Genomic DNA, 12,494 nt, shown 5'->3' on the forward strand with positions numbered 1-12,494 from the left:
GTCGTGAACGCGAAACAACTGCCGCAGCAGCTGCAGTCGGTCCAGGTCATGGTCCGGTTCGGTTTCCGGCTTGCCATCATGATCGGCTTTGCCGTGTTCGCCGGCGCGGGCTTCGGCAGGGGTCTCGTCACGCTGCTGTGGATGTCGGCGCTGATCTGCGCGTTCGCCGGGCTCGTCAAGCGCGAGATGCCGTTCGCCGCAAATCTCAATCACTGGGACGAGATGACCGCCTATGTCGCGCTGTGCGCGCTCGGCACCGGCATCGTCCAGCACGTCTAAGCCCACCCCTCAAATCCTATGCCGCTCCTATGAAGTCGGCCGTTCGCCGCGCTCGATTTCATATCCGGCAATACAGACATTGAACGCGTGATTTCCACCTGAAGGACTGCAATCGTGAAACTCGTCGAACCTCCCTCGTGCAGCGCAGCGTCCACCATCGTCTTCATCGGCCGCAACCACCGCGGCCAGTGGGTCGCCCAGCAGCAGAACGGCCTCTATGGTGGTCTGTTCGTCAACCGCGCCCAAGCCGTCAAATACGCGCTGTTCGAGAACGGCCAGCACCCCGAAATGATCGTTGAGCTGTCGCGCGAGCTCGAGCTCGATATGCGCGGCGAGACCGCGCCCCTCTCCGCAAGCGGCGTGGCCTGAGCCACCCCCATGACTGCGAAAGCGACTGCGAAAGTCACCTTGAAAACGGCGGCGAAAGCGGATTCGGCGGCATGGCTGTCGGGCTTCATCCCCGATCTTCCGACCCCCTTCAACCATCGAGACGAAATCGACACCGATGCGTTCGGCCGGCTGTGCGAGCGTCAGATCGCGGCCGGCGCCTCGGCGCTGGTGGTCGGCGAGACCGCGGGCGAAAACTCGACGCTGGAGCCCGCGGAGCGCGCCCAGCTGGTTGGCATCGCAGCCCACGTCGCGCGCAGGCGGGTCCGCATCATCGCCGGCGCCGGATCGAACGCGACGGGTCGCGCCGTTACGTTCACCCGGGCCGCCGAGGCGGCCGGCGCTGACGCCATCATGTCGGTCGTGCCCTATTACAACAAGCCGATGCCACAGGGCATGGCGGCGCATTTCCGCGCCGTCGCCGCCGCTACGACACTGCCCGTGGTCCTGCACGACATCCCGTCGCGGACGGTGAAGGGGCTGGCCGACGAGACGCTGGTCGAGCTCGCAGCATCGCCACGCTTCATCGGATTGCGCGACAGCAGCAGCGACGTCGCCCGCCTCAGGCGCCTGCGTCCACGCCTGCCGTCGACGTTCCGGATGCTGACCGGCGACGACACGGTGTCGCTCGCCTATATGGCCGCCGGCGGTGATGGCTGCATCTCATCGGTATCGAACGTCGCGCCCGATCTATGCGTGGCGATGGCCCGGCATCTGCGTGAGGGCCGCCTGTATCAGGCGCGTGAGCTGCATCAGCGCCTGGTGCCGCTCGCGACCATGCTGGAGCGCGAACATCCCGCCGCCCTGAAATTCGCACTGGCGTTGTTGGGCTTCATGCAGCCGGCGACGCGACTGCCGATCGTCCAGCTGGGTACAACGGCAAAGGCGGAGGTCGCGCAGGCCATGGCTGAGCTTGCCGACGAGTACCTCGCCGCCGCGCAGTGAGCCTTACCGACCCGACGCCAGCCATCGCAACGCACAATGGAATCAACCCACCGCGTCCGTGACACCGCGCCGTATTGAGGTTCCGGAACGGCATCCCATATCCACGGCAAGGGAGTGCTTGCCGTGCAGACCTTCAAGGCGGCTCTCGTTGTGGCGATCGCCCTGGTCGCTCTGGTTGTTTCCATTGGTCCCGGTACGGCCGCGGACAACAACCGTCTTGCCCTGACCATTTCGATCGATGGAGCGATCGGGCCGGCATCGGCCAGCTACGTCAAGGATGGTCTGGCGAACGCCGCCGAGCGGCACGCCGAGATCGTCATTCTGCGGCTAAATACGCCGGGCGGTCTCAGCACCAGCATGCGCGAGATCATCACCGACGTGCTGGCCTCACCCGTCCCCGTCGTCGGCTATGTTGCGCCCTCCGGCGCCCATGCCGCGAGCGCCGGGACCTACATTCTCTATGCGACCCATCTCGCGGCGATGGCGCCCGGCACCAATATCGGCGCCGCGACGCCGGTGCAGATCGGCCCGATGCCGAGTCTGCCGGGCGGCACCCCGGACAAGGACGGCAAGGACCAGAAGGACGGCGGCAACCCGCCCACAACCAAAGACGCCATGACGGCGAAGATGACGAATGATGCCGTCGCCTTCATCCGCAGCCTCGCCGAACTGCGCGGCCGTAATGCCGACTGGGCCGAGAAGGCGGTCCGCGATGCCGCCACCCTCTCCGCCAATGCCGCGCTGCAAGCCCATGTCATCGAGTTCACCGCGCATGATCCGGCCGACCTGCTCAGGCAGATCGACGGCCGCACGGTGGAGCTCGCCGGCGGCAAGACGCAACGGCTGGCGACCAAGGATGCCGTGATCGAAGCCCTCGATCCCAACTGGATCTCGCGCGTGCTTGCTGTGATCACCGACCCCAATATCGCATTCGTGCTGCTGATGGTCGGCATCTACGGCCTGATCTTCGAATTCATGTCCCCCGGTGCCGTGGCGCCCGGAGTGGTCGGCACGATCTGCCTGCTGCTCGGGCTCTATGCGCTCAACATGTTGCCGATCAACTATGCCGGTTTCGCCTTGATGCTGGTCGGGATGGCCCTGCTCGCGATCGAAGCCTTCAACCCGACCGTCGTGATCGGCCTCGGAGGCATCGTCGCCTTTGTCCTCGGAGCCGCCATGCTGTTCCGGATCGAGGCGCCCGGATACCAGCTGTCATGGCCGCTCATCGGCATTGTCGCGGCGATGTTCGCAGGCCTCATTCTGGTCGTGCTCGGGGCGCTGCGCCGCGCGCGCAACGGTCCGCTCCGCACAGGTGCGCAAGCCATGCGCGGGCTACCGGCCGAGGTGCTCGACTGGTCCGAGACATCAGGTCACGTCTTCACCAACGGCGAACGCTGGCAGGCGCGCGGCACCGAGGCGTTCAAGGCCGGAGAGACGGTCCAGGTGGCCAACATCGTCGATTTGACGCTGGTGGTGCGGCGTGCGCCGGCTTCCGCCGGCGAAGGAGGTACAGCATGATGCTTGATTATTTCACCTATGCGGCGGTCGTATTGCTTGTCATCATCTTCCTGACCCAGGCCGTGCGCGTGCTGCGCGAATACGAGCGCGGCGTCATCTTCACGCTCGGCCGCTTTACCGGGGTGAAGGGCCCGGGGCTCATCATCCTGATTCCGGTGGTGCAGCAGCTCGTGAAGGTCGATCTCAGGGTGATGGTGCAGGTCGTGCCGCCGCAGGACGTGATTTCCCGCGACAACGTCTCGGTCAAGGTCAACGCCGTCCTCTACTTCCGCATCGTCGATCCCGAACGCGCCATCATCAAGGTCGGCGACTACATGGCTGCGACCAGCCAGCTTGCCCAGACCACGCTGCGCTCGGTGCTCGGCAAGCACGAGCTCGACGAGATGCTGGCGGAACGCGACAAGTTGAACGCCGATATCCAGGAGACCCTCGACAAGCAGACCGACGCCTGGGGCATCAAGGTCACCGCGGTCGAGATCAAGGATATCGATCTCAACGAAACCATGGTGCGGGCGATCGCCAAGCAGGCTGAGGCGGAACGGTTGCGGCGCGCCAAGGTGATCAATGCGATGGGCGAGCAGCAGGCCGCCGAGAAGCTCGTCGAGGCCGGCCGGATCCTCGCCCAGGAGCCGCAGGCGATGCAGCTCCGCTATTTCGCGGCGCTCCATGACATCGCCGGCGAACGCTCATCGACCGTGGTCTTCCCGCTCCCGATGAATCTGCTCGATCACCTGATGCGGCGAAGCGAAGCCACCTGACCCGGCTGATGCTTGGCCCGCCACGCCGGTCCTGGGCCGCGCATGTAATGCGCCTCGGGCCGGTAGCCTCTGATCGGCTCCTCGCCGATCCAGGCGAGGAATTTGAGCAGTCCCTCCGCGGCGCGACACAGCAGGGCAGAGATGAATGAAGCCGCGCGCATCTCAATAGTCCCACTTCTCGCCGAGCACGACCGGCGCGCGGGGATATTTCTCGGCATCGCCGCCGAGCATGCCGACATGGAGATGGGTGCGTGCCCAATCCTCATGGCCGCGATGCAGCAACAGCTCGTTGCGCAGCCGGTGGATCTTGGCGGCGGCGATGGCGCGGTGAACGGTCCTGAAGGCGAGGCCGATCCGCCGGATCGCCCGCCGCAGCGTCGCCGGCATGGCGCCGACCGAACCATGCGACCGGGCATCGTGGTAATGGAGCAAGGTCATGTCCCACCTTCCTGTTGGAGGCGCGCGAGCGCACCGCGTCAGGCCAAACATGCTGGCAAGACCGTAGGAATTCGAGAGGGCCCGCCGCGGTGCGGCATAGGCGCCGTATAAAGACCAGCCGCGCCGCCTGCTGTGACGGGGTGCCCATGGACCGTCGGAACAGGACGGACCCGCGCGTGTTGACCAGCGCCCATTCGGTGCTAGCCTTTTTGATCACGAATTGTCGTCAAGCGGATTCGATAACCGCGTCGAGGGTGGAGACCATGAACCTCGCATCGCCAACTGTCGCAACCGCCGGGCCCGTCCACTCCGATGGCGTCATCGCGGCAGGCGTCTACGTCGAGGGACGGCGCGTTGCCAATATCGCGATCGATGAAGCGGCGGACTGGCGCAACAAGCCGGATCACGTCGTGTGGATCGGCCTGCGCGAACCCGATATGGCAATACTCAGCAGCTTGCAGCGGCAATTCCAGCTGCACGACCTCGCCATCGAAGATGCGGATCACGCGCATCAGCGGCCGAAGATCGAGCAATACGGCGATGCGCTGTTCATCGTGGCCCGCACCGCGCAGCTCGACGGCGAAAGTATCGCATTCGGCGAGACGCACCTGTTCGTCGGCGAGGGATACATCGTCTCGGTCCGACACGGCGCCTCGACGTCCTACACGCGGGTCAGGGAGCGCTGCGAGAGCTGCCCGCGCGCGCTCGCCCGGGGCGAGGACTACATTCTCTATGCCATCCTCGATTTCATCGTCGACAACTACTCGCCGGTGCTCGAGACGATCCAGGACGAGGTCGAGGCGATGGAGGCGGAAGTGCTGGCGAGCGCGATGACGCGGGCGCAGATCGAGCGGCTCTATCTGCTGCGGCGGGATCTGCTGCGGCTGCGCAACGCGATTGGACCGCTGGTGGAGGTCTGCCGCAGGCTGGAACGCGACGATTTGCCGATGGTGCGCGACACGATGCGGCCCCTGTTCCGCGATGTCACGGATCACGTCCGCACCATCCAGGAGCGGATCGACTCGCTGCGCGAGGTGCTCGCCTTTGCGTTTGAGGCAAGCCTGTTGGTCGGTCAGGCGCAGGAAACGGCGATCTCCAAGAAGCTCGCCTCATGGCTTGCGATCGTTGCGGTGCCGACCGCCGTCGCCGGTATCTACGGCATGAATTTCAAGTACATACCGGAGCTACAATGGGAGTACGGCTATTTCGTCGTGATGGGCCTGATGCTGGTCGCATGCGGCGGGCTGTTCTGGCAATTCCGACGTTCCGGCTGGCTGTAGGCGGCGATCCGAACATCGAGCCATTCCGGTCCGGGCAGAGTGCGGCGGCGCATCGCGCGCTATGCCGCAAATCGCGAGATTTCGGACAATTTTACCCTCGATCGGCGGCGCGAAGGGCCGGTTCGAAGGGCCGGTTTACGGTCGGCGGCAAGACCGGTAACCTCGCCTGCCAATGCGACGTGGAGACTGCCGATGCGCCCCAAGGATCAGATCAACTGGATGCTGACCGATGCGATCGAGGCGCTCGCCCGCGCCGAACGGTTGCACCAGAGCTTCCTCAATTTGCACCCGCGCGCGGGCGGCAGCGAGCCGAGCTGGGAACCGCCGATGGACGTGATCGAGACCGAGGAGGAGATCCTGATCCTGGTCGCGCTACCGGGGGTCGACCCCGACGAGGTCGAGGCCGCGCTCGACGGCGGCACGCTGGTGATCTCCGGCCGCCGCATCCTGCCCGCTGAACTCCGCAACGCCCGCATCCTGCGCCTCGAGCTGCCGCAGGGCCGCTTCGAGCGCCGCATCACGCTGCCGACCGGCCGCTACACCATCAGCCGCTTTGCCGCGCATGGCTGCGTCGGCCTGCGGCTCGGAAAATCGAGCTGAGGGATTTCGACATGGCCGCTTCAGACATTTCAAATCCGGCGAGCTCGGCGCCGATCCCGAGCGACGCGACGATCATCGTCCCGGTGCGCAACACCGTGCTGTTTCCGGACGTCATCATCCCGATCACGATCGCGCGCGCGACCTCGATTGCCGCCGCCCAGCAGGCGGTGCGCGAGCAGCGGCCGATCGGCATCCTGCTGCAGCGCGATCCCGAGGCCAACGATCCCGGCCCCGACGGTCTCTATCGCGTCGGCACCGTCGCCAACATCGTGCGCTACATCACCGGCGCCGACGACAGCCATCATCTGGTCTGCCAGGGCGTGCAGCGCATGCGCGTGCTCGACTATCTGCCCGGCACGCCGTTCCTCGCCGCCCGCGTGCTGCAGATTCCCGAGCCGACCACCACCTCGCCGGAGATCGAGGCGCGCTTCCTCAATCTGCAGCGCCAGGCGCTGGAGGCCGCGCAATTGCTGCCGCAGACGCCGCCCGAGCTGATTGCCGCGTTACAGGGCACGACGTCGCCGGCGACGCTCGCCGACCTCGCGACCTCCTATATGGACATCAAGCCGGCGGAGAAGCAGGACATCCTGGAGACCGTCGATCTCGTGGCGCGGATGGACAAGGTCTCGCGGCATCTCGCCGAGCGCATCGAGGTGCTGAGGCTGAGCCAGGAGATCGGACAGAAGACCAAGGCGGTGTTCGACGAGCGGCAGCGCGAGGCGATCCTGCGCGAGCAGATGGCGACCATCCAGCGCCAGCTCGGCGAGGGCGACGGCAAGGCCGCCGAGGTCGCCGAGCTGACCAAGGCGATTGCGGATGCCAAGATGCCGCCGGAGGCCGAGAGCCAGGCGCAGAAGGAATTGCGCCGCTACGAGCGGATGCCGGAGGCCGCGGCCGAATCCGGCATGGTGCGCAGCTATCTCGACTGGCTGATCGACCTGCCCTGGAGCATTCCGGAGGAGAAGCCGATCGACATCGCCGAAGCGCGCAAGATCCTCGACCAGGACCATTATGGCCTGGAGAAGATCAAGAGCCGCATCATCGAATATCTCGCGGTGCGCAAGCTCGCGCCCGGCGGCAAGGCACCGATCCTCTGCTTCCTCGGCCCGCCCGGCGTCGGCAAGACCTCGCTCGGTCAATCGATTGCGCGCGCGATGTCGCGGCCGTTCGTTCGTGTCTCGCTCGGCGGCGTGCATGACGAGGCCGAGATCCGCGGCCATCGCCGCACCTATATCGGCGCGCTGCCCGGCAACATCATCCAGGCGATCAAGAAGGCCGGCGCGCGCAATTGCGTGATGATGCTGGACGAGATCGACAAGATGGGCCGCGGCATCCAGGGTGATCCGTCGGCCGCGATGTTAGAGGTGCTCGACCCCGAGCAGAACGGCACGTTCCGCGACAATTATCTCGGCGTGCCGTTCGACCTTTCGCGCGTCGTCTTCATCGCCACCGCCAACATGCTCGACGGCGTCCCCGGGCCGCTGCTCGACCGCATGGAGCTGATCAGCCTTCCCGGCTACACCGAGGACGAGAAGCTCGAGATCGCCAAGCGCTACCTGGTGCGCCGACAGCTCGAGGCCAACGGAATCAAGGCCGAGCAGGCCGAGATCGAACCGGACGCGCTGCGGCTGATCATCAAGAGCTACACCCGCGAGGCTGGCGTCCGCAATCTGGAGCGCGAGATCGGCAAGGTGCTGCGAAACGTCGCGGTGCAGATCGCCGATGGCAGCACGAGCCATGTCACGATCGCACCGAAGGATATCGTGTCGCTGCTCGGCCAGCCGAGGTTCGAGAACGAGATCGCGATGCGCACCAGCATCCCCGGCGTTGCCACCGGGCTTGCCTGGACGCCGGTCGGCGGCGACATCCTGTTCATCGAGGCCTCCCGCACGCCGGGCCGCGGCGCGCTGATGATCACCGGACAACTCGGCGACGTGATGCGCGAGAGCGTGCAGGCCGCGTTGACGCTGGTGAAGAGCCGCGCCGCCCAGCTCGGCATCGATCCCGCGGTGTTCGAGAAGAGCGACATCCACGTTCACGTTCCCGCCGGCGCCACGCCGAAGGACGGCCCGAGCGCAGGCGTCGCGATGTTCACCGCCCTCACCTCGCTGTTGACCGATCGTACCGTGCGCAGCGACACCGCGATGACCGGCGAGATCTCGCTGCGCGGCCTCGTGCTGCCGGTCGGCGGCATCAAGGAAAAGGTGGTCGCCGCCGCGGCCGCCGGCCTGACCCGGGTAATGCTGCCGGCGCGCAACAAGCGCGACTATGACGACATCCCCGCCGGCGCCCGCGCCAAGCTGGAGTTCATCTGGCTGGAGCGCGTCGACGAGGCGATCGCCGCGGCGCTCGAGCCCGCCAAGGCGACACCCGCGGCTGCGGAGTGAGGCCATCGCCGGCGGGCTAGGGGATGATCTGGAAGAGTGGAAACCGGCTTTCCCTCGCGACAGACGCGAAGGTGTTAGCGCGAGATCATGCTCAAAGAAGAAGATCGAGTGCGATGACGATTCAAAGAGAAGTCATCACGCCCCTCTCCAACGCCAGCAGTGCTTCGGCCAACTACTTGACCCTACGCCCCTTGAAAAAACCGGCGTTGGTTGTGTTCTGCTTGACGTTGGCGGTGTCGCCTTGCTCCGCAAAGTTATCGACCGCCTTCTTCGATGAGGTATCCTTCTTGACGTCCGCTTCGCCGCCCGTTCCCCTGTTGCTGCGATTGGCGGGCGGGATCGGCGGCATCTTGTTGTGACGTGACATGGCTAGGCCTCCATGTGTTGCCTGCTTCTGGGTGTAGTAGTCGCCGCGACTTCTCGCATGCGGACAGCACAGCCATAACGCCTTCCTGATGTCCGACGCCTCAACCTTATTCGCAGTAATGCGACAGCGTTACTGACTTGATTTTCGTATTGGCTCTCTCGTCGGCCGAGCCGCACGCCGTGACGGCGAACCGGACGGGGTCAGCTCTTGGCCATGCAGTCCGAGATATAGAACCAGCGGTCGTCGCCGGTCAGTCCCTTCTGCTTCACCTCTTTGCGGCAGGCCTTGAGCTTGGGCTTGTTGGCGCGCCACTGCTCCTTCATGGCTTTCAATTTCTCCATCGTCAGCTTGATCTTCGACGGCTTGGCCGTGGTGGTGGCGGCCGGTGCCGGCGCTGCCGGCGCCGCGGTCTGGGCCGACGCGGCATGCAGCCCTAGGGCGAGCAGCGCGGCGGCAAGGCAAATCCGGGTACGAAACATTGAAATCCCCCAATCCGATTTCTGTTCATGAAATAGAGCGAATGCCGCGGGCGCCGGGAATCGGCGGCCCGCGGCGATGATGGTCGCGATCAGAGGATTTTGACCGCGCTGAGCAGCGTCATGTAGATGCCCCAGGCCAGCGGAATGCCGACGAACAGCCAGAACAGCGCCGCCCTGCCGTCCAGACCGCCCTTGCCGATGCCGAACGATCCGGTCGCGCCGTTGCCGCCGGTCGCCGTCGCAGCCTGCAGTTTCGCCACCTCGGAGTCGCTCATGTGCCATTTCGGATCGACCGGCTTGATCATGTAGTTGCAGATGAAGCCGGCGATCAGCATGCCGCACAGGATGTACATCGTGGTGTTGTAGAGCTGATCGCGCGGCACGCCGGCAGCCAGCTGGAATTCACGGATGTAGTTCACCACCACAGGACCGATGATGCCCGCGGTCGACCACGCCGTCAGCAGACGGCCATGGATCGCGCCGACGAACTGGGTGCCGAACATGTCGGCGAGATAGGCCGGCACGGTGGCGAAGCCGCCGCCATACATCGACAGGATGATGCCGAAGCCGAGCACGAACAGGAGCTTCGAGCCCATCGCAGCGAAGGTCGGCGCCAGCGCGTAAAGCACGATGCCCAGCACGAAGAACGTGTAGTAGGTGTTCTTGCGGCCGATCTTGTCCGACAGCGACGCCCAGAAGAAGCGGCCGCCGATGTTGAACAGCGACAGCAGGCCGGCGAAGCCGGCGGCGATCGCCGCGATCTGCGCCTTCTGCGACACGTCGAGCGCGTTGAAGCCGACATTGGGCAGTCCGATCAGCTTGCCGGCGAAGATCTCCTGCAGCATCGGCGAGGCCATGCCGATCACGCCGATGCCGGCCGAGACGTTCAAGCACAGCACCCACCAGATCAGCCAGAATTGCGGCGTCTTGTGCGCATTGTCGAGATGGACGTTCTTGGTCGAGATCATCGCGTTGGTCTTGGCGGGGGGCGTCCAGCCGTCCGGCTGCCAGCCAGACGGCGGCAGACGGTAGCGGAACGCGCCGATCATCATGAACACGAAATAGATCGCGCCCATGGTGAGGAAGGTCTCCCAGACCCCCACCGAGGTCGGGGTCTTGAAATAGTTCATCAGTTTGTCGGCCAGCGGCGCGCCGATCATCGCACCGCCACCGAAGCCCATAATGGCCATGCCGGTCGCCATGCCGCGCCGATCCGGGAACCATTTCACCAGCGTCGATACCGGCGAGATGTAGCCGAGGCCGAGCCCGATGCCGCCGATCACGCCGGAGCCGAGCCACATCAGCCACAGCTGATGGGTGATGATGCCGATGGCGCCGAGCACGAGGCCGCCGCACCAGCACAGCGCGGCGACGAAGCCGGCCTTGCGCGGTCCGACTTTCTCGAGCCAGCCGCCCCACACCGCGGCGGATACGCCGAGCACGACGAAGAACAGGGTGTACATCCACCCCAGGCTCGCGACCTTCCAGTCGCAGGTCGTGGTGAACAATTCCTGCACCAGCGAGATGTCGGGGCACGCCTTCGGCGCGGTCAGCCCGATCGCGCGCGACAGCGGCAGCCAGAACACCGAGAAGCCATAGGCCATGCCGATGCACAGATGGATGCACAGTGCCGCCGGCGGCACCAGCCAGCGGTTGAAGCCGGCGGTCGCGATCGTGTGCTCCTTGTCGAGGAAACCTGCGCCTGCCGCGGATACGCGTTCGGCGCTGCTCACTGTGGTCATTGACTCCTCCCCTGCAGCCGCCGTTACGTCAGGCGCATCTGCGTCTTCGATCCCGTCTCAGCCCTTTCGGCCGCCGTCAGGCCGCTGCTCCGCACATTTCCTCGATGCGCCGGGACCAACCACGCGCATTCCGCAAATGCTAACCCCCAATACGACCCGATATGCCCAGCCGTGCAGCCCGTGATCCGGACGCAGGCCGACCGCCGTCCGTCGGTATGCCCACATCCGGGCACACCTCCATCTCCGCAACCCGGCGGAGATTATCAATTCGCGCAGAATGGAAAATAGGTGTCGATTGGCAAAAGGTAGATATTAAGCCGGATCTAGCGCATACGCGGCGCTGCAGCATTTGGGTTATCTATCGTTCCATTCGCCTTTTCGATCAGGAAAACGATCCGGACATCGCTTCGTTCGGTGATCTCGACCTTGTCGCCGGTCTCCTGGATGAGGGCCGGGATATCGATCACCGAAAGCGGATCGGTGCAGTGCACTTCGAGGAAATCACCCGCCGTCACGCTCTTCAGGGCCTTGCGCGTCTTCAGCGCGGGGAGCGGGCATTTCAGGCCGGTGAGATCGAGCTTTGTCGTGGTCATGGTTCGACCATGGCGAAGCCGTCATTCATCGTCAACGGCGGCACTTTCTCGTCCTGTTCAGCTTTCCGCCGCGGCCGAAGCCAGCACATCGTCGACCGCAATAGCCGAGCGCAGCATCAATTCGGCGACGTCCTCGATGTCATCGAGATGCACGACCGGCAGCCTGGTTTCGACCGCGACGTCGCTGGCGATCCCGACCACGCGCGGGTCGTCGGGGAACAGCAGCGGCTTGCCATTGGCGGCGCGATACACCTCGATCTTGTTGACCGGCTCGCGCTTGAAGCCCTCGACCACGACCAGATCGACTTGCGCCATCTTGGCGAGCAGTTCCGGCAGCCGCGGCTCGCTCGCGCCGCGCAGCTCGTGCATCAGCGCCCAGCGCCGCGTCGAGGATACCAGCACCTCGGTCGCGCCGGCCTGCCGGTGCACCCAGGAGTCCTTGCCGGGCACGTCGACATCGAATTCGTGATGGGCGTGCTTGATCACGGAGACGCGCAAGCCCCGGCCAAGCAGATAGGGGATCACCCGCGACAGCAGGGTGGTCTTGCCGGCTCCGCTCCAGCCCGCGAGGCCTATCACCTTCATACGCAATCTCCGCAGACATATAACGTCCAATGCTGCTTATATCAGCCTTGACGCAATGTCATGCCAGCCCCGCCGGCGGATGGCGATCGATCAGGCTCCCGAGAGGAGCGCCTTGGGAGCCGCCTTGGGAAGCTCC

The 12,494-nt window shown here is 65.2% G+C and carries 15 protein-coding genes; 8 read left to right on the plus strand and 7 right to left on the minus strand.

From position 1 onward, the window contains the following. Window positions 1–3 precede the first annotated feature (3 nt). From ACVIGA_RS11030 to ACVIGA_RS11050, 5 genes are all read left to right on the plus strand, one after another. On the plus strand, window positions 4–279 hold the full coding sequence (locus ACVIGA_RS11030) for a hypothetical protein (RefSeq protein WP_456666395.1): 276 nt from the start codon (window positions 4–6) through the stop codon (window positions 277–279). Window positions 280–393: 114 nt separating this feature from the next. Then, on the plus strand, window positions 394–648 hold the full coding sequence (locus tag ACVIGA_RS11035) for a hypothetical protein (protein WP_456666396.1): 255 nt from the start codon (window positions 394–396) through the stop codon (window positions 646–648). A 9-nt stretch (window positions 649–657) separates the two neighbouring features. Then, window positions 658–1,611 carry a 4-hydroxy-tetrahydrodipicolinate synthase gene (dapA, locus tag ACVIGA_RS11040; RefSeq protein ID WP_456666397.1) on the plus strand — a complete coding sequence of 318 codons (954 nt, stop codon included), beginning with the start codon at window positions 658–660 and terminating at the stop codon, window positions 1,609–1,611. A gap of 123 nt (window positions 1,612–1,734) precedes the next feature. Beyond that, the gene (locus ACVIGA_RS11045) at window positions 1,735–3,129 is read left to right on the plus strand and encodes an NfeD family protein (RefSeq protein ID WP_456666398.1); all 1,395 of its coding nucleotides are present in this window, start codon (window positions 1,735–1,737) and stop codon (window positions 3,127–3,129) included. After that, window positions 3,126–3,887, plus strand: a complete 762-nt coding sequence (locus ACVIGA_RS11050; RefSeq protein ID WP_456666399.1) for a slipin family protein — start codon at window positions 3,126–3,128, stop codon at window positions 3,885–3,887. Before ACVIGA_RS11045 ends, ACVIGA_RS11050 begins: the two co-directional genes overlap by 4 nt. On the opposite strand, the gene ACVIGA_RS11055 is transcribed toward ACVIGA_RS11050, so the two are convergent. Further along, window positions 3,857–4,048 carry a hypothetical protein gene (locus ACVIGA_RS11055; RefSeq protein WP_456666400.1) on the minus strand — a complete coding sequence of 64 codons (192 nt, stop codon included), beginning with the start codon at window positions 4,046–4,048 and terminating at the stop codon, window positions 3,857–3,859. The genes ACVIGA_RS11050 and ACVIGA_RS11055 overlap by 31 nt on opposite strands. 1 nt (window position 4,049) lies before the next feature. Continuing rightward, a complete protein-coding gene (locus tag ACVIGA_RS11060; protein WP_456666401.1) occupies window positions 4,050–4,325 on the minus strand; it encodes a hypothetical protein in 276 nt (91 codons plus the stop codon). 263 nt (window positions 4,326–4,588) lie between these two features. On the opposite strand from ACVIGA_RS11060, the gene corA reads away from it, so the two are divergent. The 3 genes from corA to lon all read left to right on the plus strand — a co-directional run bounded on the left by corA (window position 4,589) and on the right by lon (window position 8,592). Beyond that, window positions 4,589–5,605, plus strand: coding sequence for a magnesium/cobalt transporter CorA (corA, locus tag ACVIGA_RS11065; protein WP_456666402.1), 1,017 nt, complete (start codon window positions 4,589–4,591; stop codon window positions 5,603–5,605). Between the two features lie 192 nt (window positions 5,606–5,797). Beyond that, complete coding sequence (locus ACVIGA_RS11070) at window positions 5,798–6,205, plus strand: Hsp20/alpha crystallin family protein (RefSeq protein WP_456666403.1); 408 nt, start codon at window positions 5,798–5,800, stop codon at window positions 6,203–6,205. An 11-nt stretch (window positions 6,206–6,216) separates the two neighbouring features. Beyond that, complete coding sequence (gene lon, locus ACVIGA_RS11075; RefSeq protein ID WP_456666404.1) at window positions 6,217–8,592, plus strand: endopeptidase La; 2,376 nt, start codon at window positions 6,217–6,219, stop codon at window positions 8,590–8,592. Window positions 8,593–8,764: 172 nt separating this feature from the next. On the opposite strand, the gene ACVIGA_RS11080 is transcribed toward lon, so the two are convergent. From ACVIGA_RS11080 to mobB, 5 genes are all read right to left on the minus strand, one after another. Then, the gene (locus tag ACVIGA_RS11080) at window positions 8,765–8,959 is read right to left on the minus strand and encodes a hypothetical protein (RefSeq protein ID WP_456666405.1); all 195 of its coding nucleotides are present in this window, start codon (window positions 8,957–8,959) and stop codon (window positions 8,765–8,767) included. A 200-nt stretch (window positions 8,960–9,159) separates the two neighbouring features. Continuing rightward, complete coding sequence (locus ACVIGA_RS11085) at window positions 9,160–9,438, minus strand: hypothetical protein (RefSeq protein WP_342727451.1); 279 nt, start codon at window positions 9,436–9,438, stop codon at window positions 9,160–9,162. Window positions 9,439–9,527: 89 nt separating this feature from the next. Further along, window positions 9,528–11,180, minus strand: a complete 1,653-nt coding sequence (locus tag ACVIGA_RS11090) for an OFA family MFS transporter (protein ID WP_456666406.1) — start codon at window positions 11,178–11,180, stop codon at window positions 9,528–9,530. A 323-nt stretch (window positions 11,181–11,503) separates the two neighbouring features. Further along, entirely contained in the window at window positions 11,504–11,773 is a 270-nt protein-coding gene (locus ACVIGA_RS11095; RefSeq protein ID WP_173638168.1) for a sulfurtransferase TusA family protein, read from the minus strand. Between the two features lie 57 nt (window positions 11,774–11,830). Further along, the gene (gene mobB, locus ACVIGA_RS11100; protein WP_456666407.1) at window positions 11,831–12,358 is read right to left on the minus strand and encodes a molybdopterin-guanine dinucleotide biosynthesis protein B; all 528 of its coding nucleotides are present in this window, start codon (window positions 12,356–12,358) and stop codon (window positions 11,831–11,833) included. Window positions 12,359–12,494: the final 136 nt, after the last annotated feature.

This window comes from Bradyrhizobium sp. USDA 3240, from assembly GCF_054063295.1.

Coding starts and splice junctions, on each gene's coding strand:
- dapA (WP_456666397.1), top strand. CDS start 658: ATGACTGCGAAAGCGACTGCGAAAGTCACCTTGAAAACGGCGGCGAAA.
- ACVIGA_RS11050 (WP_456666399.1), top strand. CDS start 3,126: ATGATGCTTGATTATTTCACCTATGCGGCGGTCGTATTGCTTGTCATC.
- ACVIGA_RS11055 (WP_456666400.1), bottom strand. CDS start 4,048: ATGCGCGCGGCTTCATTCATCTCTGCCCTGCTGTGTCGCGCCGCGGAG.
- ACVIGA_RS11060 (WP_456666401.1), bottom strand. CDS start 4,325: ATGACCTTGCTCCATTACCACGATGCCCGGTCGCATGGTTCGGTCGGC.
- corA (WP_456666402.1), top strand. CDS start 4,589: ATGAACCTCGCATCGCCAACTGTCGCAACCGCCGGGCCCGTCCACTCC.
- ACVIGA_RS11070 (WP_456666403.1), top strand. CDS start 5,798: ATGCGCCCCAAGGATCAGATCAACTGGATGCTGACCGATGCGATCGAG.
- lon (WP_456666404.1), top strand. CDS start 6,217: ATGGCCGCTTCAGACATTTCAAATCCGGCGAGCTCGGCGCCGATCCCG.
- ACVIGA_RS11080 (WP_456666405.1), bottom strand. CDS start 8,959: ATGTCACGTCACAACAAGATGCCGCCGATCCCGCCCGCCAATCGCAGC.
- ACVIGA_RS11085 (WP_342727451.1), bottom strand. CDS start 9,438: ATGTTTCGTACCCGGATTTGCCTTGCCGCCGCGCTGCTCGCCCTAGGG.
- ACVIGA_RS11090 (WP_456666406.1), bottom strand. CDS start 11,180: ATGACCACAGTGAGCAGCGCCGAACGCGTATCCGCGGCAGGCGCAGGT.
- ACVIGA_RS11095 (WP_173638168.1), bottom strand. CDS start 11,773: ATGACCACGACAAAGCTCGATCTCACCGGCCTGAAATGCCCGCTCCCC.
- mobB (WP_456666407.1), bottom strand. CDS start 12,358: ATGAAGGTGATAGGCCTCGCGGGCTGGAGCGGAGCCGGCAAGACCACC.